The sequence below is a fragment of the Janthinobacterium sp. 13 genome, assembly GCF_002749695.1.
Classification (GTDB): Bacteria; Pseudomonadota; Gammaproteobacteria; order Burkholderiales; family Burkholderiaceae_D; genus Janthinobacterium; species Janthinobacterium kumbetense.
Genome location: NZ_PEEQ01000001.1, coordinates 4456525 through 4474193, shown reverse-complemented (window position 1 = coordinate 4474193; position 17669 = coordinate 4456525). Strand labels below are relative to the sequence as shown.

The following is a 17669-nucleotide window of genomic DNA, read 5'->3' as shown; positions in this document are numbered from 1 at the left end:
GGAAAATTCAGCGGATCACTCCGCCAAGCGTTTGAGTAATGCCACCGCCTGGTTCAGTTCGGTGACTTCGTCCGGCGTGAGCCGGGTTTCAATGGTGCGCGCCAGCCAGTCTTCGCGCGCGGCGCGGCTGGCTGCGATCCAGGCGCGGCAGTTGTCCGTCAGGGTCAATATCGTCTGGCGTCCGTCTGCCGGGTCGGGCGACCCCGTCACCATCCGCGCCTCCGTCAGCGCCAGCACGGTGGCGGCCATCGACTGGGGCCGCATGCCTTCGGCGCGCGCCAGGCTGCTGGCCGTGGCGGGGCCGTCGCGTTCAAGACGGCTGAGCACGGATGCCTGCGACATGCTGACATCGCCCAGGTGCGCCTCTTCGCGCAGGCGGCGGCGCAGCTTGCCGACCAGGATGCGCAATTCGCCGGCCAGTTGCAGAACTTGTTCGTGGTCTTCTTGCGGGGTGGTCATGGCAGTCATGTAGTGGATCAACGGCCTCCACTATAGCAGATATGCAGGTAGACTGCACAGTTTGCCTGCATATCTTGCCAGAACGGCCATCTTGCGGATGCAAAAAAGCCGGGGCGGGAGATCTCCTCCCTGCCCCGGCTTGCCGGCTATCCGATGCGGGCCGCTTAGCTGATGTAATTGAACAGCGACAGGCCCGAGATCGAGGTAAACGACTTCTGCGCCGCCTGCAGGGTGATCTGCTGCTGGCTGAACAGGGAAATCGCCTTCACCATGTCCAGGTCCTGCAAGCCCGACAGGGTGCTCGCATACTGCAGGTCGAGGTCGTCGCCGGCGCTGTCGAGCGTGTCGAGTTCCTTCAGCCGCGAACCGACTTCCGCGCGCACCGACAGCACGTTATCGTAAGCCGTATCGAGGATGTCGTGTGCCGCGTTCAGGCCGGCCGTCAGGCGCGCCTGCCCCGCGTCGCCCGAGGCCGGCTGGCCCAGCACACCGATCAGGTTGGTAATCGTGCTAAAGATCGATTCCTTGCTGCTGGGCTCCAGGGTGAACTTGTCCAGGTCGGCCGGCTTGCCCGCGACATTGACTTGCTGGCCGTCAAAGTTGATGGCGTCGCCCGACTTGTAGGCTACCGGCACGGCCGGATTCGGGATGGTCTGGCCCAGGGTCACGTCCGTCACGGTATAGGTCGTGACGGCGGCGGTGCCCGTGCCCGTCACCTGGAAATCGATCGAGTACTTGTGCCCCGTCAACTTGGTGGGATCGGTGACGGTGCCGCCGGAAATGATGCCGGCGCCGCCGCGCGTGAAGTTGCCCGGATCGGCCGCCGTGGTGAACTTGCCGTTGCCCGTCAAATTGTTCTCGAACACGGCCGCGCCCGAATCGCTGGTGGCCAGGTAGCGGGCCGAGCCCACTTGCAGTTCGCGCTGCCCCTGGTCACCTGCGTAGGTGGCGCCGCCCGGCGTCTGGCTGAACGGTTGCGTCGTCGACTTGTAGCCGCCGAACAGGTAGCCGCCCGCGTTGTCGGACGTGTTGGCGATGCCCAGCAGGTCCGTCAAGCGGCCCTGCAGTTCCGTGGCCAGGCTCTGGCGGTCGACATCCTTCAAGGCCGGATTACCGGCTTTGAGCACCAGTTCCTGCACGTCGGCGAGCAGCGAGGTGGTGCTGGCCAGGGCCAGCTCTTCCTGCGAGAGGAAATTCTTGGCGTTCGAGCGGTTCGTCACGAATTGCGTGTTGATCGTTTGCGACTGCGTCACTTCCAGCGCGCGCGCCGAGGCGATCGGGTCGTCGGCCGGCGTCAGGTTGCGGCGGTTCGCCGACAGCTGCATCTGGCTACGGTTCAACGCGCCCTGCAGATTGTTCAGCTGCGTGCTGCCCGCGTCATAGATCATTTTGGTACTGATGCGCATGATGCTGCCCTTCCTGATGGCGGCGGACGCCAGGCGCCGCCGCTTGAATAATTAACGTCCGAGGCCGATGACCACGTCGAACAGGGTGCTGGCGATCTGCATGACCTTGCCGCAAGCCTGGTAGGCTTGCTGGTAGCGCAGCAGATTGGCCGCCTCTTCATCGAGGTTGACGCCGGAGACGGCTTGCTGCTGCGTGCTGGTTTGTTGCAACAACGCAAGACTGGCCAAGCCGCTGACCTGTACTTCGCGCGTCTTGTTGCCGACAAAACTGACGGTTTCCGCGTACGAACCCTGGAACGTGGCCTTGCCGCCGTCGAGAATGTTTTTCGTCTGCAAGCCCGCCAGCAGGGAGGCATTGCGGTTGTCGCCCACGCCGCCCGAGTTCGGCCCGATGGTGAATTTATCGCCCTGCGCGGGCGCCCCCGTCATGTTGACGTTGATGCCGCCAAAGCTGAAGCTGTCGCCTTCCGTATACGGGATGTTCGCCGTGCCGGCCGGATACGTGGTGGTGGCGCCGTTCAAGCCTTTCACCGTCACGGCCTGGCCCGCGGGGAAACCCGACAGCGAAGTGGTCGCCTTGTCGTACGTCAAGGTGACGGGGCCCGTCAAGGCGTTGCCTGGCGTCAAATACGCCTTGTCCACGCTACCTGCGCCCAGCTTGCCGCTACCAGTGTTGCTGACGGGCGCAGCCGTGACGATGGGCGCGCCGGCGGCCAGTTTGTTGCGGTCGGTAATCGCCACGGCCAGGTCGGAGGCGCCGTGCGCCGTCGGCCTGACCATGAAGTTGTCGCCTTCGGCGGCCGCGCCCGAGATCGAGAAATCCACGCCGTCGATGGTTTGCGGCACGGTTTGCGGATACGGGTTGATGGTCGTTTTCGCGCCGTCGCTCTGGCGGGTCACCACATAATTGGAGCCGTCATACTTGACGGCATAATCGCTGGCCGTCAGCTTGGTCGGATCGCTGACCTTGGCCGACAGAACGGTCGTGCTGGTCGCATTGTTGCGGTAGTCGGCGCCGATGACGGGATCGGGCAACTTGAAGAAGTCGGTCCCCATGTCGCCATTCAAGTCCTGGCCCAGCTTGTGCTGTTCATTGAAGGTGGAAGCCAGTGCGATGGCGACCTTGCCCAGCGAATTCTGGATGCGGTCCAGGCTGCCGCTGCGGAATTCCAGCAAGCCGCCCAGCGCGCCGCCGCTGAGGGAGCTTTCCGACAGTTTGCTGACGCTCGAGCCCGTCACATAGCCGATGTCCAGGCGGTTCGGGTCCGTCGGCGACGGCGTGGTGGCCAGTTCAAAGTTCTTGTCGCCCACCACCAGCGGCTGGCCCGAGCCGATCGAGACGGTAATCGAATTGCCGGCGCCAGGCTGAACCGTTGCCTTGACGTATTTATTCAGTTCCGTGATCAACTGGTCGCGCTGGTCCAGCAAATCGTTGGGCTGATTGCTTTCATTCACGGTCAGGTTGGTAATCGAGGTATTCAGTTCCGCGATCTGCTTGGCGTAGGAATTGATCACCTTGACGTTCGACGTGATCTGCGAATTGACGCCGTCGCCGATCTCCGTCAGGCGCGCGCTGAGGCCCTGGAAACGGGCCGTCAGCGAGTTTGCGCTCGACAACAATGCCTGGCGCGACGACACGGACGAGGGATTCGAGCTGAAATCCTGCACGCCCTTGAAGAAATCGGCCATCGCCGGCGACAGCCCGGCCGTGGGGTCCGCCAGCATATTGTCGATCTGCGTGATCTGCGTGTAATACGCGTCGAGCGAACTGGTGGCCGACTGCGCGGCATTCACCTGGGCCGCCATGAAACCGTCGTACTGGCGCTTGACTTGCGATACCTCGGTACCATTGCCAACAAAGCCATAACCGGCATTGTTGAACTGCGCCGTCTGCTGCAGCACCACCTGGCGGTTGTAACCGTCCACGTTGGCATTGGTGATGTTATGCCCGGTCGTCGACAGGCCCACCTGCGCTGCAAGCAAACCGCTCTTACCGATGCTGAGTAGATTCGAAGTCATGGTGTCTTATTGGTTACCGTCAAATGTATTTACGGCAGCCGCGGCGAAAACTTGAAGCGCGCGGCTTGCACGGGGGCAAGGCGGGGCGTCAGCCGACCAGAGAATTTTTAATGATTTTTGTCAATTTGGCAGCGTAATTCGGGTCCGTCGCATAACCGGCTTTCTGCAATCCCTGGGCGAAGGTGCTGGCGTCGCCCGCGCTGGCCAGGACTTTTTCGTAGCGTTTGTTGTTGGTAATCAACTGCGCATAATCCTTGAAGCTGTCGGCATAGCTGTCATAGGCGCGGAATTTTTCCACCTTGCGCTGCGCCTTGCCATTCACGTATTCCGTGGTGACGGCTTCCGTGACCTTGCCCTTCCAGTCGCTGGAAGCCTTGATGCCAAACAGGTTGTGGCTGCTGCTGCCGTCGCGGCTGATGATTTCGCGCTTGCCCCAGCCCGTTTCCAGCGCCGCCTGGCCCAGCATGAACTTGGCCGGGATGCCCGTGGCGCGGCTGGCTTCTTCCGCATGCACGCCCAGCTTTTCCTGGAAGGCGCGCACGTGCGGCGCCTGCGTGGCGTTGGCCTTGTCGCTCAGGGTCTTGCCGGCGGCGGCGCTGCCGGCCCCCTCGGCAAGGGCGCCCTGCTGCTGGCGGAAGGCGGCCAGCGCCTGCGCCATGCTCGAGGAACGGGGCGACGGCGCTTCGGCGCCATCGGCGGCCAGCGCCTGGTTCGACGACGACAATTGGCGGATCAGCACGTCCGCCAGGCCCGTGCCCCGCTTGGCCAGGTTCTGGCTCGTCTGCTGGTCCAGCATCGAGGTGTACATCTTGCTTTGCTGGCTATCCATGATGCCGTCCTGCGGCGTGGCTTCGCGCATGCTTTTCATCATCATGTTGATGAACATGGCTTCGAATTGCGTGGCCGCCTCTTTCAGGGCGGCGGGGTCCTTCGCCTTGGCGGACTGGCGCAAGCCATCCATGCCTTTCACGTCATAGGCGGCGGTATTGCTGAGGTCGGTTTGACTGATCATGGCGTGCCCATCAAATGATTTCAAGTTCGGCGCGCAGCGAACCGGCCGCCTTCATCGCCTGCAGGATGGCCAGCAAGTCTTGCGGCGAGGCGCCGATGGCGTTGAGGGCCTTGACCACGTCGGACAGCGAGGCGCCGCCCTTGACCAGCATGACCTTGCCCGGTTCCTTCTTGATATCGATCTGCGCCGTCTGCGTGACCACCGTGCGCCCGCCCGACAAGGGCGCCGGCTGGCTCACTTGCGGCTCGACATTGATGGTGACGGACAGGTTGCCGTGCGAAATGGCGCACGTTTCCAGGGTCACGGACTGGTTCATCACGACGGAACCGGTGCGCGCATTCATGATGACCTTGGCCGCCAGGCGGGCCGGGTTGACTTCGATGCTTTCCAGCTGGCCCAAAAAGGACACGCGCTGGTCGCTGCCGCTCGGCGACTGCACCTGGATCACGCGGCCGTCGAGCGCGGCGGCCGTGCCGGCGCCGTAACGGCTGTTGATGGCGTCGACCACGCGGCTGGCGGTGGCGAAATCGGTGGCGTTCAATTCCAGGCGGATGGTGTTGTTGGCGCCCAGCGCCGAAGGCACGGTGCGCTCGACGGTCGCGCCGCCCGAGATGCGGCCCACGCTCAGGTGATTGATGACGACGGAACTGCCGGCCGCCTGCGCGCCCACGCCGCCCACCAGCACATTGCCTTGCGCCATGCCGTACACCTGGCCGTCGGCGCCCTTCAGGGGCGTCATCAATAAAGTGCCGCCGCGCAAGCTTTTCGCATTGCCCATCGACGACACCGTCACGTCGAGCAACTGGCCCGGCTGGGCAAACGCGGGCAAGGCCGTCGTCACCATCACGGCGGCCACGTTTTTCAGCTGCAAACTAGTGCCTTGCGGCAAGTTGATGCCCTGCTGCTGCAGCATCGCCGCCACGCTCTGGATGGTGAACGGGGTTTGCGTGGTCTGGTCGCCGCTGCCGTCGAGGCCGACGACGAGGCCATAGCCCATCAGCTGATTCTGGCGCACGCCGGCGATGCTGGCCAGGTCCTTGATGCGTTCGGCTTGCGCCACGGGCGCCAGCAGGGAAATGGCCAGGCCGAAAATGGCGAGAAAGCGGGGAAAGGTCGACGTTGCCATGATCAGAACGGCAACAGGCTGAGGAAGAAGCGCGACGCCATCGAGGCCATTTCGGCGCGGTCGATCTGGCTGTTGGTGCGGTATTCGACGCGCGCTTCGGCCACCTGGGTCGAGGGCACGACATTGCCCGTGCCGATGGTGTCCGGATTGACCATGCCCGAGAAGCGGATGAATTCCGTGCCCTTGTTCATGGCAATCTGTTTTTCGCCCGCGACGATCAAGTTTCCGTTTGGCAATACCTCGATCACCGTCACGCCGATGGTGCCGGAAAACGTGTTGCTGGCGGACTGGTTGTCGCCATCGGCAAATTTCGTCGCGCCATTCGCCGCCACGGTGCCGCCGAAACGGCCCTGGGCGAAGCCGGGCGTGGAAAAGCCCACGCTGCCGGACTTGTTGCCGGAACTGGCGCCCGCCTTGACGGCATTCGTGCGCTCGGTGATGGCGATCGTCATCGTGTCGCCCACGTGGCGCGCGCGGCGGTCTTCGAAGGCGGGACGGTAGGTCGACGGCTGGTAGATGGAACCGTTGTTGACGACCACGGGTTCCGGCATCGGCGCGCGCGTGGTGGTGGGATATTGCACGATGGACGTAGGCGTGATGGCGCAGCCGGACAGCAGGACTGCAGAGAACAAAGCGATGATGGGGTATTGCATGGCGAACCTCCGCTGCCATCCGGCGGCGGATGGCATGACGACTATGAAAATTAAAGTTGCGACAATTTCTGCAGCATTTGATCGGATGTGGTGATGGCCTTGCTGTTGATCTCGTAGGCGCGCTGCGTCTGGATCATGTTGACCATTTCCTCTGCCACGTTGACGTTCGACGTCTCGATATAGCCCTGCATCAGCACGCCGGCGCCGTTCGTGCCCGGGGTGTTGGTTTGCGCCACGCCGGAGGCGCCCGTTTCCATGTACAGGTTTTCGCCCTTCGATTCCAGGCCGGCGGGGTTGACGAAAGTGGTCAGTTGCAACGAGCCGATTTGCGATGGCGCAACAGTGTCGGGCAAGGTGACGGACACGGTGCCGTCGCGCGCCACGGTCAGGCTCAGCGCATTGGTCGGCACGGTGATGGCGGGCTGGATGACGAAGCCTTCCGAGGTGACGAGCTGGCCGTTGGCGTCCGTCTGGAACGAACCGTCGCGCGTGTAGGCGGTAGCGCCGTCCGGCATCAGCACCTGAAAGAAACCGGTGCCGTTGACCATCACGTCGCGCGAATTGCCCGAGGCCTGGGGATTGCCCTGCGTATGGATGCGTTCGGTCGCCACGGTGCGTACGCCCGTGCCGATCTGCAAGCCCGATGGCAGCTGGGTCTGCTGCGACGATTGCGCGCCCGGCTGGCGCACATTTTGATACAGCAAGTCCTCAAACACGGCGCGCGACTTCTTGAAGCCGGTGGTGCTGACGTTGGCCAGGTTATTGGCGATCACGTCCATCTGCGTTTGCTGCGCTTCCAGGCCGGTCTTGGCAATCCAAAGGGAACGAATCATGATATTTCTCCAATAACAGCGCTAACCAGCCCTGTAGACTATTTCTATGCGACCATTATGCGGTGGCCCCCATCAATTCAAAGCGAGGATCTGGGTGGCTTTCGCCGCGTTATTCTCGGCATTCTTCAACAAGCTCATTTGCGTTTCGAACTGGCGCGCCAGGGCGATCATGCTGACCATCGAGTCGACGGGACTGACATTGCTGCCTTCCAGCGCACCGGTGGTCAGCTTGACGGCCTGGTCGGCCTGCGCCACCGTGCCATCCTTCAGCCGGAACAGGCCGTCGTCGCCGCGCACCAGTTGCTGCTCGGGCGGGTTGACCAGCTTGATGCGCCCCAGCACCGTCGAGGGGCCGGGCGGCACGTCCGTGGAAATCGTGCCCACCGTGCCGTCGCTGGCGATGGCCACCGTCACGCCGGGCGGAATCGCCATGGGGCCCGTATCGCCCTGCACCATCAGCCCGCCCTGCGTTTGCAGCATGCCGTTTTCATTGAGTTTCAGGGCGCCGTTGCGCGTGTAGGCTTCGGAACCGTCGGCCGACTGCACCGCGATCCAGCCGCCGTTTTCCACGGCCACGTCGAGCGCGCGGCCCGTGTGCTGCATGGGACCTTGCGTGAAATCGGAACCGACCGTCGAATCGACGACGAAGGCGCGCGTCGGCATCATGCCGTCGGCCACCACGGGCACGGCGCGGAACGAGTCGAGCTGGGCACGGAAACCCGTGCTGGTGGCGTTCGCCAGGTTGTTCGCCGTGGTCGCCTGCTTGTCGAGTATATGCTTGGCGCCCGAGCCGGCGGTGTAGATGAGACGGTCCATGTGTTTTCTCCGTGCAAAACGAAAGCCGGGAGCAGTCCGAAAGAACCGCTCCCCTTACTCTTAACGCAGGTTGACGAGGGTCTGCAAGACGGAATCCTGCGTCTTGATGGTCTGCGCATTCGCCTGGTAGGCGCGCTGGGCCGTGATCATGTTGACCAGCTCCGCCGTCAGGTCGACGTTCGACACTTCCACCGCCGAGGCGCGCAAGTTGCCCAGGGTGCCAGTCTTCGGTTCGCCCGTGATGGGCTTGCCCGAGGCCGAGCTTTCCACCCAGGCGTTGTTGCCCAGCGGCTCCAGGCCGTTCGGGTTGGTAAAGTTGCTCAACACCACTTGGCCCAGGGCGCGCGTCTTGCCATTGTTGTACTGGCCCTGGATGACGCCGTCGTCACCGACGATGAATTGGCTCAGCTGGCCCGCCTTGTAGCCGTCCGCTTCCGTTTTCTTTTCCGCCGTGGTGGTGCCCAGCTGGGTCGACCTGGTGAAATCGACCTGGACCGACAGGGTCGCATTCGCGCCCGTGGCCGGGAAGATCGGCAGGTTGACGGTGACGGGCAAGGTTTGCGGCGGCGTCAGGGCCAGCATGGCGGCCCGGTCCAGGCTGCCGACCGTGTTGAAGACCAGGGAACCGGTCTTGACGGCCGGCACCACGGTCACGTTGCGGATGGCCTCGTCGATCTGGTCGGGCGTGCGGCTCGAGTTGACGCCGTTCGGCACTGCGCTGCCGTAGGTGGCGGCGATGGCGGCCAGTTGCGCCGGCGTGGCGCCCGCGGCGGCGGCGGCGGCCGAGACGGCGGCACCGACCGCATTGCCATAGGCGACGGCGGCGGCCGTCACGTTGGCCGGCACCAGCGGCACGGCCGTGGCGGCGGCCTGGTAGGCGGCGCGCGCGGCCAGCGAGGCTGGGTCCGTCTGCAGGGCGGCCGCGACCTTCATGCTGGTCACTTCCGTGCCGTCAATGGCCGAGTAGACATCCCAGGTATTGGTACCCGTCTTGACATAGAAATTGGCCATGTTGTGGGAATTGCCCAGCGAATCGAAGACTTCGACGGGGAACTGCTTGTGGTAGGAGGTGTCGTCCGTCGACTTGAACGGCACCGTGGTCGGCATGGCCGTGTTCGAATTGAGGTTGACTTGCGTGTCGACCTTGGTCGTTGCCTGGGGCTTCATGTCCGACTGGTCGATCTGCAGGGGCACGACGGCGCCGGCGACGATCTTGCCGTTGACGTCGGCCGGATAGCCGGTCAGCTGCGCCAGCTGGGCGTTGACGATGAAACCGCTCTTGTCGACCTGGAACTGGCCATTGCGCGAATACTGGATGGCGCCATTCACGCTGGTACGGAAGAAACCGCCGCCATTGATGGCGATGTCGAGGGGATTTTGCGACGTTTCCAGGTTACCCTGGTTAAATTGCTGGGCGATTTGCGAGACCGACACGCCGATCCCCGCCTGGTTGCCGCCCACGCCATACAGCGAGTTGGCATAAATGTCGGCGAACTGGGCCTGCGACTGCTTGAAACCCACGGTCGACGAGTTGGCGATGTTGTTGCCGATGACGTCCAGCGATTTGGCGGCGCCATTCAAGCCGCTCAGGCCTTGTTGGAAAGACATTGTGTTCTCCTGATAGAAATTAGGGGTAGAGGGTCACGCTAAGGGGAAGCGGCTTACAAAATCTGTTTCACGTCGGCCATGGTGATGCTGCCCACGCCCGGCACATTCAATTTCACGCCATTGGCGCCCGTCGACACGCTGGCGACCGAACCGAACATCAGCGCCGTTGCATCCTTGAGCTTGGTGCCGCCGCGCGTCGCTTCCACGGCGAAGGTGTAGGCGCCGTCGGCCAGCACGACCGGCTTGCCATCCTTGTCGAGGTCGGCAGTGGAACCGTTCCAGCCCAGCGGCAAGGTGCCCGCCGGCTGGGCGCCCAGGTCGATGGAATGGACTTCCTTGCCATCCTTGTAGATGACGACCTTGACCTTGTCGGCGGCCGTGGCCAGGTCCACGCCCAGCAGCGCGGCGCTCTTGCTCAGGTTGATGTCCTTGCCCGCCGTCAAGACGCCATGGCCGATGATGTTGGCCGCCTGCATCGATTCGGCTTGCTGGTAGCTGGCTTTCAAGCTTTCCACAGTGGTATTGAGCTTGTTGACGCCCGTCACCGTCGACAGCTGGGCCAGCTGGCTGGTCAGCTGTGCATTGTCCAGCGGATTCATCGGATCCTGGTTTTTCAGCTGGGTCACCAGCAGGGTGAGGAATTTGTTCGTTTCCGCTTCGACACTGCCTGCCTCGGCCGTCGTCTTCTTCGGATTCATCGTCGCCATCAGGTCGGTGACTTTGGAGGTGTTCGTATCGATGATTGCCATAATGATCAGTCAGCCTTACTGGCCGAGGGTGAGGGTTTTCAGGAGCAGCGACTTGGCCGCGTTCATGGTTTCCACGTTGGTCTGGTACGAGCGCGAGGCCGACAGCATGTTGACCATTTCGTCGACCGTATTCACGTTGGGCATGGTGACGTAGCCCTTCTCGTCGGCCAGCGGATTCTTCGGGTCGTAGACCAGCTTCATCGGCGACGGGTCTTCGATCACCTTCTGCACCTTGACGGCCGTGGCGCCGTTGGCCATGGGCACGGCTTCGAACACCACCTGCTTGGCGCGGTAGGCTTCGCCCGTGGCGCTGGTGGCGCTGTCGGCATTGGCCAGGTTGCTGGCCACCGTGTTCAGGCGCTGCGCCTGGGCGCTCATGGCCGAACCGGAAACATTGAAGATATTAAATAGCGACATGATTATTGTCCTCCCTGGATGGCCGTCAGCATGCCCTTGATCTGCGAATTGAGGAACGTCACGGCCGCCTCGTAGCGGATGGCATTGTCGGCAAACGCGTTGCGCTCGAGATCCATGTCGACCGTATTGCCGTCGACGGCGCCCTGGGCCGGCGCGCGGTACAGCAGCGGCGTGCCGTCGGCCAGGGTCTCGACCTTGCCGCCACCGGGTGCGCCCGCAGCTGCGGCCACGCCCTTGCCCGGCATATGCTGCGGTGCCGTGCCCTTCAGGGCCGGCGGCACGCCATCCTTGCGCGCCATCGCCCCCTTCAGGGCGGCGGCGAAATCGACGTCGCGCGCCTTGTAGTTGGGCGTGTCGGCATTGGCGATATTCGAGGCGAGCAATTCCTGGCGCGTCGAGCGCAGGCTCAGCGCCGTCTCGTTGAAGCGCATGTAATCGTCGAGTTTCCCTATCATGTCAGGCTCCGGAAAGATCTGCCACTGGCGCCCGAGATGGCGGAAGGATGGCGGATTAGTGATGACAGGAAACATAGTAAGGGGCCCGCCAGCAAGACCATCGCCGGATCAGACCGTACTTTTACCCCTTAATCGGCGCTTCGATCGGGGCGGCGCGCACTATCATGGCACTATTCCAGAGGCCTATCACCATGAAAACACCGCTCGCTTTCTTCTTTGCTTTTGCCGCCCTGCCACTGCTGGCGCAGGCGCAAAACGCCGGCCGGCAAACGCCGGAAGCGCTGCGCAACAGCGTGGAACAATTCCTGCAGGTGCAAAGCAACGGCTTGCCCGGCAAGGTGACTGTCACCGTCGGCGCCGTCGATCCGCGCCTGAACCTGGCTGCCTGCCCCGCGCCGCAGGCGTTCATGGCGCCGGGCGCGCGCGCCTGGGGCAAGACCACCGTCGGCGTGCGCTGCACGGCGCCCTCCAGCTGGACTATTTATTTGCAAGCGAACGTGGCCGTCGTCGGCGACTACGTGGCCAGCGCCGTGCCGCTGGCGCAAGGACAAGCCATCGACGCCAGCCAGCTGGTGACGATGCAGGGCGACCTGGCCGCATTGCCGGCAGGCATCGCCACCGACATGGCCCAGGTCGTGGGCGCCAGCACGAATATTTCTTTGCCGCCAGGCACGCCGATGCGCCTCGACACCCTGCGCCGCAAGCCCGTGGTGATGCAAGGCCAGCTGGTGCGCGTCGTTTCGAGTGGCAACGGTTTCCAGGTGGCATCAGAAGGACGCGCCATCGGCAGCGCCGGCGATGGTCAGACGGTGCAGGTACGCACGCAGAGCGGCCAGCAGATCAGCGGCGTGGCGCGGGCTGGCGGCCTGGTGGAGGTGGCGTTTTAAACACGGATGGACAGCGATATTGTGGTCTGGCGCACTAAAGTTTCGGCAAAAGGTGCCGATAATGACACATATCCCGGAGTTTTTTGACTTCGACCAGACGAGGATCACGCTGTGAAAATTACCGATAACACCATTAAAAGCAATCCCGGCCTGCCGGTGGCGCCCGCGAGTACCTCCGGCGCCCGGAATGCCGAGAAAGCCCAGGCAACACCGACAACGTCGGACAATGTACGCCTGTCGCCGCAAGGACAGGCATTAGCGGCCAGTGCAACTGCCGGCAGCGGCGCCGTGTTCGACACGAAAAAAGTCGAACGCATCAAGCTCGCGATCGCCGACGGCCAGTTCCAGGTCAACTCAGAAAAAGTGGCGGACGGTCTCCTCGACACGGTCAAGGACTTGCTGCACTCACGAAATAGATAGGTTCCCTCATGCAATCAGTGACTCCGTTTTCCAGCCTGCGCGACGAGCAACAGCTCATGACCACATTGCTGGCATTGATGAAAGAAGAACAGCGGCATCTGGTTGCGGCTGACATCGATGCAATCACGGAGCTCACGGCGCGCAAGACGGCACTGGTAGGACAATTGAGCCAGCTGGCGGCGCAACGCCACCAGGCGCTGGCGGCAGCCGGTTTCACGGCGGCCGAAGCGGGCATGGAAGACTGGCTGGTCGGCGCCAATGAAGCCGACGCGGCGCCCCTGTGGAAAGCCCTGCTCGAGACGACGCGCGAAGCCAAGGAACAAAACCGCCTGAACAGCCTGCTCGTCAACAAGCACATGCTGCACACGCAAGGCGCCCTGAACGCCATGCGCCCCCCGGCCCAGAGCGGCAATTTCTACGGCCCCAGCGGCCAACCGACGACGAACACGGCCAGCCGGCGCGTCGTCATCGGCTAACAGCCTTGATTCGACGCTCATCCCAACAAATCGGGAAACACGAACGACCCGCACAGTATTAATCCATTGCTGCACGCATGCGCCGTGGCCGCCGCCACATAGGCGGGCGCCAGGCCCAAGCTGCGCGCCGCCAAGTAGCTGGCCGCGAAGATACCTCCGGCAATCAAAGTCATGCTGGCATGCAAAATGCCGGAGCCGCCCATGACATGCAAGACGGAAAACAGTATCGCGCTGGCCAACAGGCTATAGCCGGCACGCACCTTGTAGCGGCGCAACACTTCAAGCGGCAGCCACTGCACGATGAGCGTCTCGAACAATGGCGCCCAGACGACGACTGTCCAGAATATCCGGACCGTACCGGCGCCTTCCAGCGATGATGAAGCGGAGCCGCCCAGCTGCTGTGGCGAGAACAAGGCCAGGGCTGCCAACAGCAACAGCATGGCAATGAAAGAATTGACGGCGCCCGCGCACAAGCCCAGGCGCATGGCGCCCCGCATGGGGCGCTTTGCCATGCTCGCCCGCAGCGCAGCCAAGTTGACAGCCAGTCGTGGCATCGGCAAGTTCGTCGCTTTCAACATCCGTGTATTGCTCCTCATGGCGTACCCTGCCCACATGGGCACATATACGACCATCATAGCCCGGCACAGCCATGCGAAACCATATCAATTGTTGCAAAAAATCATACAGCCCAGCGTATGTCAACCGTGCGCGGGACGCCCCGCATGCTGGCGGTATTTCGCCACGATGGCTTGCGCCCTGGCGCTGGCGGCCGCTTGCTGCTCCGGCGTCAGTTCCGCCTGCAGCCAGTGCCAGTATTCGTCCTGGTAGGGATTGGTGACGCCGGGCGCGAGGATGTCGTCGTAGACCTGGCGCAGCGCCAGCAGGTAGCCATATGCTTGCGGCGCATCCTTCTGCACCACCTCGCCATCGCGCAGATACGCCATCATCAGAGTCGACACGCTGGCCAGCTCCGCCTCGTCCGCCTGCGCCGTCAGCTGGGCGATCGCTTGCCGCTTCCACGCCTGCACCAGCGGATCGTCGGGACGGTTGCGCAGCGCGCTGCGGTCGCCGAACGGCCCTTCCGACAGGAAGATAGTCGCCGCGCCGGGCACGCCCGCCCTGGCGGCAGTCGCCAGGTAGCCGAGGCGCTCCTCGCGCTGGCGCTGCGTCAGGCCCGCGCACAGCTGCTGCTGGGCGGCTTTTTCCTGCGCTGTCATCTCGCGCCCCAGCTCGAATTCCAGCCCCGGCAAGCGCCTTTCTTTCTCAAATGAAATGCAGTCGTCGAGCAGATTGTAGGCCGCATACGCGTCTTCCGGCTTGCCGCTGGCCGCCAGGCGCGCGAGCTGCTGCGCCAGGGTGACGGGCATCGGCGCGGCATCGGCGACCGGGCTGGCATCGATATTCAGATACGATTCCAGGCTGCGTCCCGCCGGCGCGCCAGGGGCGGAGACGGCGGCAGCGTCCGGCGCGCCGCTCTCGGGAGCGGGCCAGTACACGAGCGCCAGCGCTGCCGCGATGGCGGCGGCGATGGCCATGCCGGTGAATTTGACGTTCATGGTGAGGAAGCGCGTGGATGGGAAACGCACGTTACCACAGGCGCGCGGCAGCGGGCCGCACGCCTCCGCACGCTCAGCCGCCGGCCTTTTTCGGCTGGTGGCCCAGCTTGACCAGCGCAGCCAGGATGGCGTCGACATGGTCGCCCTGCACTTCGATCACGCCATCCTTGACGGTGCCGCCCGAGCCGCACTGCGTGCGCAACTGCTTGCCCAGCAGGGCCAGTGCGATGGCGTCCAGCGGCAAGCCCTTGACCACGGTGACGCTCTTGCCGCCTCGGCCCTTGGTCTGGCGCGAGACGCGCACCACGCCATCGCCCGCAGGCGCCGCCTTCGCTTGCGCCTTGCACGCGCAATGCGCCAGCGGCTGGCGGCAGGCGGGACACATGCGGCCCGTTTCAGTGGAATAGACGAGACCGCCCAGGGAGCTGCTTTTCATGAGGGAACGATAAAAGAGGAAGAAAGCGCGATTGTACCAAGCGGCAGCCCGCAGTTGACGAGCGTCAATTGGCCGGCGCAGGCGCCACGGGCGCCGTCGGCACTTCCGTCACCGTTTCGGGGATGCCCGACAAAATCGTCACGGCGACCCGGCGGTTGCGCGCGCGCCCTTCCGGCGTGGCGTTCGGCGCCACGGGGATATTGTCCGCGTGGCCGACGGCCGTCAGGCGCGACGCCTTGACGCCGCTGGCGATGAACAGGCGCACCACGGCGCTGGCGCGCGCGGCCGACAATTCCCAGTTCGAGGCAAAGGTCGAATTGCTGATCGGCTGCACATCCGTATGTCCTTCCACCTGCACGTCGTGCGTGTCGTCCTTGAGCAGCACGGCCACGGCGCGCAAGGCCTGGTCCGACTCCGCCGTCAAGCCCGCCGCGCCCGGGTCGAACAGCACGCTGGCATTGATTTCCACGCTCACGCCGCGGCTCGTCTGCGTGACCCGCACCTTGCCTTCCTTGACCAGCGGCGCCAGGGTCGACGTCAGGTCCTGCGCCAGGCGCGTCATGTGTTCGCGCTCGCGGCGGATGGCTTCCGTGCGGCGTTTCAGGGCGGGGTTCGGCAACGGAATCGCTTGCGGCGCTTCCATGATGATGGGCGGCGCGCCCTTTTCCAGGCTGAAGGCCTGGCCGATGGCGTTCTGGAAGACGCGGTATTTGCCTTCGTTGACTTGCGAAATCGCATACATGACGACGAAGAAGGCGAACAGCAGGGTGATGAAGTCGGCGTACGAGATCAGCCAGCGGTCCTGGTTGTCCGGTTCCTCGTCATACTTCCTGCGCGCGCGCCGCATCATGGTCAATGCTCGTGCAAGAGGCTGGACACGCGCTCTTCGATGATGCGCGTGTGGTCGCCCGTGGCGATGTCGTACAGCACGGCGGCCGTGATTTCATATTGCACCACGCGGCGCGAAACGATGGCCTTGAGTTTATTGGCCACCGGCAGGAACAGCAGATTGGCCAGTCCGACGCCATAGATGGTCGACACGAAAGCCACGGCGATGCCGCCGCCCAGCTTGCTGGGGTCGGTGAGGTTTTCCATCACGTGGATCAAGCCCAGCACGGCGCCCAGGATGCCGATGGTGGGCGAATAGCCGGCCGCCGATTCCCACACCTTGACGGCCTGGCGCTCGGCCATTTCGTAGGCGGAGATTTCCACGTCGAGCAGCTGGCGCAGCTTGTCGGGCGCGATGCCGTCGACGATCATGCGCAAACCCTTGGCGTTGAAGCGGTCGGCCGTGTTTTCCATCAGCCGTTCGAGCGCCAGCGGGCCGTCGCGGCGCGCCGTCAGGCTCCATTGCCCGATGTCGCGCGCCAGCGCGGCGCGCGTGTCCGACGGCGGCAGGAACACCCAGCGCAGCATTTCCAGGCCGCGCACAAAAGTGCGCAGCCGCGTCTGCAGCAGCACGGCGCCGAAGGTGCCGACGATGACGATGGCAAAGGCGGCCGGCTGCAGCAGGGAGGCCATCTTGCCGCCTTCCAGTGCCTGGCCGACCAGCAGGCCCGCCAGCGCCAGCGCCAGCCCGATTACGCTGGACCAGTCCACGCCAGCTCCCTCAAGGTTGCGCGCAGGCGCGCGACGGCCTGGGTATGCAGCTGCGAGACGCGCGATTCGGATACGCCCATCACCGCGCCGATCTCCTTCAGGTTCAGCTCTTCTTCGTAATACAGGCCCATGAGTATTTTCTCGCGTGGCGGCAGCGCGTCGATGGCATCGATCACGGATTGCCGGAAATCGGTATCGAGCAGGGAACGCAAGGGATCGCTGTCCTCGTCCACGCAGTGGCGGTCGAGGAAGCTGTCATTGCCGTCCGGGTCATGAAAGTCTTCGTAGTACACGAGCTGGTGGCCGCCGCCGTCGCCCAGCATTTCCTGGTAGTCGGCCAGCGACATTTTCAGCAGCTTCGCCACTTCCGACTCCGTCGGCGGATGGCCGAGGCGCTGCTGCAGGGTGCTCATCGCCTCTTCGATCTTGCGCATGTTCTGGCGCATGCTGCGCGGCAGCCAGTCGCTGGTGCGCAATTCGTCGAGCATGGCGCCGCGGATGCGCAGCACGGCATACGTCTCGAACTGCGCGCCATGCGTCTCTTCATAGCGCGTAATGGCATCGAGCAGGCCGATCATGCCGGCCTGGATCAGGTCATCGACCTCGACCGAAGGCGGCAATTTCGCCTTCATATGGTGCGCCAGACGCTTCACCAGCGGAATGTGCTCCGTCAGCAAATAGTCCTTGTTCGATTTCCCTTTGACCGTGTACATAGGCTGCTTATTGTTTTCTCATCTTATCT

General features: G+C 63.7%; 21 protein-coding genes. 3 read left to right on the top strand and 18 right to left on the bottom strand.

The features are described from left to right. Positions 1–15: 15 nt before the first annotated feature. The 12 genes from CLU94_RS19640 to flgB form a co-directional block, all read right to left on the bottom strand. Positions 16–468 carry a MarR family winged helix-turn-helix transcriptional regulator gene (locus tag CLU94_RS19640; protein WP_373610171.1) on the bottom strand — a complete coding sequence of 151 codons (453 nt, stop codon included), beginning with the start codon at positions 466–468 and terminating at the stop codon, positions 16–18. A 155-nt stretch (positions 469–623) separates the two neighbouring features. Then, positions 624–1865, bottom strand: coding sequence for a flagellar hook-associated protein FlgL (gene flgL, locus CLU94_RS19635; RefSeq protein ID WP_180278709.1), 1242 nt, complete (start codon positions 1863–1865; stop codon positions 624–626). A 51-nt stretch (positions 1866–1916) separates the two neighbouring features. Further along, positions 1917–3884: a flagellar hook-associated protein FlgK gene (flgK, locus tag CLU94_RS19630; protein WP_099666860.1), complete on the bottom strand. Its 1968-nt coding sequence runs from the start codon at positions 3882–3884 to the stop codon at positions 1917–1919. Between the two features lie 88 nt (positions 3885–3972). Beyond that, complete coding sequence (gene flgJ / locus CLU94_RS19625; RefSeq protein WP_099666859.1) at positions 3973–4896, bottom strand: flagellar assembly peptidoglycan hydrolase FlgJ; 924 nt, start codon at positions 4894–4896, stop codon at positions 3973–3975. 10 nt (positions 4897–4906) lie between these two features. Next, complete coding sequence (locus CLU94_RS19620) at positions 4907–6022, bottom strand: flagellar basal body P-ring protein FlgI (protein ID WP_099666858.1); 1116 nt, start codon at positions 6020–6022, stop codon at positions 4907–4909. Positions 6023–6024: 2 nt separating this feature from the next. Further along, positions 6025–6675, bottom strand: coding sequence for a flagellar basal body L-ring protein FlgH (locus CLU94_RS19615; protein WP_099377950.1), 651 nt, complete (start codon positions 6673–6675; stop codon positions 6025–6027). A gap of 50 nt (positions 6676–6725) precedes the next feature. After that, positions 6726–7508 carry a flagellar basal-body rod protein FlgG gene (flgG, locus tag CLU94_RS19610; protein WP_034754070.1) on the bottom strand — a complete coding sequence of 261 codons (783 nt, stop codon included), beginning with the start codon at positions 7506–7508 and terminating at the stop codon, positions 6726–6728. Between the two features lie 72 nt (positions 7509–7580). Then, positions 7581–8324 carry a flagellar basal body rod protein FlgF gene (locus tag CLU94_RS19605; protein ID WP_070253727.1) on the bottom strand — a complete coding sequence of 248 codons (744 nt, stop codon included), beginning with the start codon at positions 8322–8324 and terminating at the stop codon, positions 7581–7583. Between the two features lie 60 nt (positions 8325–8384). Then, positions 8385–9932 carry a flagellar hook protein FlgE gene (locus CLU94_RS19600; protein WP_099666857.1) on the bottom strand — a complete coding sequence of 516 codons (1548 nt, stop codon included), beginning with the start codon at positions 9930–9932 and terminating at the stop codon, positions 8385–8387. A gap of 53 nt (positions 9933–9985) precedes the next feature. Further along, complete coding sequence (locus CLU94_RS19595; protein ID WP_099666856.1) at positions 9986–10681, bottom strand: flagellar hook assembly protein FlgD; 696 nt, start codon at positions 10679–10681, stop codon at positions 9986–9988. 15 nt (positions 10682–10696) lie between these two features. After that, positions 10697–11098 (bottom strand): flagellar basal body rod protein FlgC, encoded by a 402-nt coding sequence (gene flgC, locus CLU94_RS19590; protein ID WP_071075845.1) that lies wholly within the window; start codon positions 11096–11098, stop codon positions 10697–10699. A gap of 2 nt (positions 11099–11100) precedes the next feature. Continuing rightward, positions 11101–11553 carry a flagellar basal body rod protein FlgB gene (gene flgB, locus CLU94_RS19585; protein ID WP_099666855.1) on the bottom strand — a complete coding sequence of 151 codons (453 nt, stop codon included), beginning with the start codon at positions 11551–11553 and terminating at the stop codon, positions 11101–11103. Between the two features lie 191 nt (positions 11554–11744). Between flgB and flgA the strand changes: the two genes are divergently transcribed. The 3 genes from flgA to CLU94_RS19570 all read left to right on the top strand — a co-directional run bounded on the left by flgA (position 11745) and on the right by CLU94_RS19570 (position 13336). After that, positions 11745–12440 (top strand): flagellar basal body P-ring formation chaperone FlgA, encoded by a 696-nt coding sequence (flgA, locus tag CLU94_RS19580; RefSeq protein ID WP_099666854.1) that lies wholly within the window; start codon positions 11745–11747, stop codon positions 12438–12440. 111 nt (positions 12441–12551) lie between these two features. Continuing rightward, on the top strand, positions 12552–12860 hold the full coding sequence (gene flgM, locus CLU94_RS19575) for a flagellar biosynthesis anti-sigma factor FlgM (RefSeq protein WP_034787161.1): 309 nt from the start codon (positions 12552–12554) through the stop codon (positions 12858–12860). 8 nt (positions 12861–12868) lie between these two features. After that, positions 12869–13336 (top strand): flagella synthesis protein FlgN, encoded by a 468-nt coding sequence (locus CLU94_RS19570; protein WP_099666853.1) that lies wholly within the window; start codon positions 12869–12871, stop codon positions 13334–13336. Between the two features lie 17 nt (positions 13337–13353). Here the strand turns inward: CLU94_RS19570 and CLU94_RS19565 are convergent, their stop codons facing one another. From CLU94_RS19565 to CLU94_RS19540, 6 genes are all read right to left on the bottom strand, one after another. Then, positions 13354–13848 (bottom strand): CPBP family glutamic-type intramembrane protease, encoded by a 495-nt coding sequence (locus CLU94_RS19565; RefSeq protein ID WP_180278708.1) that lies wholly within the window; start codon positions 13846–13848, stop codon positions 13354–13356. Between the two features lie 186 nt (positions 13849–14034). Further along, positions 14035–14922: a hypothetical protein gene (locus CLU94_RS19560; RefSeq protein WP_099666851.1), complete on the bottom strand. Its 888-nt coding sequence runs from the start codon at positions 14920–14922 to the stop codon at positions 14035–14037. A 43-nt stretch (positions 14923–14965) separates the two neighbouring features. After that, positions 14966–15328, bottom strand: a complete 363-nt coding sequence (locus tag CLU94_RS19555; protein WP_099666850.1) for a translation initiation factor Sui1 — start codon at positions 15326–15328, stop codon at positions 14966–14968. A 64-nt stretch (positions 15329–15392) separates the two neighbouring features. Then, positions 15393–16175: a flagellar motor protein MotD gene (gene motD / locus CLU94_RS19550; protein WP_077409251.1), complete on the bottom strand. Its 783-nt coding sequence runs from the start codon at positions 16173–16175 to the stop codon at positions 15393–15395. 5 nt (positions 16176–16180) lie between these two features. Beyond that, on the bottom strand, positions 16181–16927 hold the full coding sequence (locus tag CLU94_RS19545) for a flagellar motor protein (protein ID WP_099666849.1): 747 nt from the start codon (positions 16925–16927) through the stop codon (positions 16181–16183). Then, positions 16909–17640, bottom strand: a complete 732-nt coding sequence (locus tag CLU94_RS19540) for an RNA polymerase sigma factor FliA (RefSeq protein WP_077407859.1) — start codon at positions 17638–17640, stop codon at positions 16909–16911. The genes CLU94_RS19545 and CLU94_RS19540 overlap by 19 nt, the downstream gene beginning before the upstream one ends. Positions 17641–17669: the final 29 nt, after the last annotated feature.

Bases quoted from the DNA above. Each gene is read 5' to 3' on its own strand.
- CLU94_RS19620 (WP_099666858.1), bottom strand. From the start codon at position 6,022: ATGGCAACGTCGACCTTTCCCCGCTTTCTCGCCATTTTCGGCCTGGCC.
- flgC (WP_071075845.1), bottom strand. From the start codon at position 11,098: ATGTCGCTATTTAATATCTTCAATGTTTCCGGTTCGGCCATGAGCGCC.
- flgJ (WP_099666859.1), bottom strand. From the start codon at position 4,896: ATGATCAGTCAAACCGACCTCAGCAATACCGCCGCCTATGACGTGAAA.
- flgK (WP_099666860.1), bottom strand. From the start codon at position 3,884: ATGACTTCGAATCTACTCAGCATCGGTAAGAGCGGTTTGCTTGCAGCG.
- CLU94_RS19605 (WP_070253727.1), bottom strand. From the start codon at position 8,324: ATGGACCGTCTCATCTACACCGCCGGCTCGGGCGCCAAGCATATACTC.
- motD (WP_077409251.1), bottom strand. From the start codon at position 16,175: ATGCGGCGCGCGCGCAGGAAGTATGACGAGGAACCGGACAACCAGGAC.
- CLU94_RS19570 (WP_099666853.1), top strand. From the start codon at position 12,869: ATGCAATCAGTGACTCCGTTTTCCAGCCTGCGCGACGAGCAACAGCTC.
- CLU94_RS19640 (WP_373610171.1), bottom strand. From the start codon at position 468: ATGACTGCCATGACCACCCCGCAAGAAGACCACGAACAAGTTCTGCAA.
- flgA (WP_099666854.1), top strand. From the start codon at position 11,745: ATGAAAACACCGCTCGCTTTCTTCTTTGCTTTTGCCGCCCTGCCACTG.
- CLU94_RS19595 (WP_099666856.1), bottom strand. From the start codon at position 10,681: ATGGCAATCATCGATACGAACACCTCCAAAGTCACCGACCTGATGGCG.
- CLU94_RS19555 (WP_099666850.1), bottom strand. From the start codon at position 15,328: ATGAAAAGCAGCTCCCTGGGCGGTCTCGTCTATTCCACTGAAACGGGC.
- flgG (WP_034754070.1), bottom strand. From the start codon at position 7,508: ATGATTCGTTCCCTTTGGATTGCCAAGACCGGCCTGGAAGCGCAGCAA.
- CLU94_RS19615 (WP_099377950.1), bottom strand. From the start codon at position 6,675: ATGCAATACCCCATCATCGCTTTGTTCTCTGCAGTCCTGCTGTCCGGC.
- flgL (WP_180278709.1), bottom strand. From the start codon at position 1,865: ATGCGCATCAGTACCAAAATGATCTATGACGCGGGCAGCACGCAGCTG.
- CLU94_RS19600 (WP_099666857.1), bottom strand. From the start codon at position 9,932: ATGTCTTTCCAACAAGGCCTGAGCGGCTTGAATGGCGCCGCCAAATCG.
- CLU94_RS19540 (WP_077407859.1), bottom strand. From the start codon at position 17,640: ATGTACACGGTCAAAGGGAAATCGAACAAGGACTATTTGCTGACGGAG.
- flgB (WP_099666855.1), bottom strand. From the start codon at position 11,553: ATGATAGGGAAACTCGACGATTACATGCGCTTCAACGAGACGGCGCTG.
- CLU94_RS19565 (WP_180278708.1), bottom strand. From the start codon at position 13,848: ATGGCAAAGCGCCCCATGCGGGGCGCCATGCGCCTGGGCTTGTGCGCG.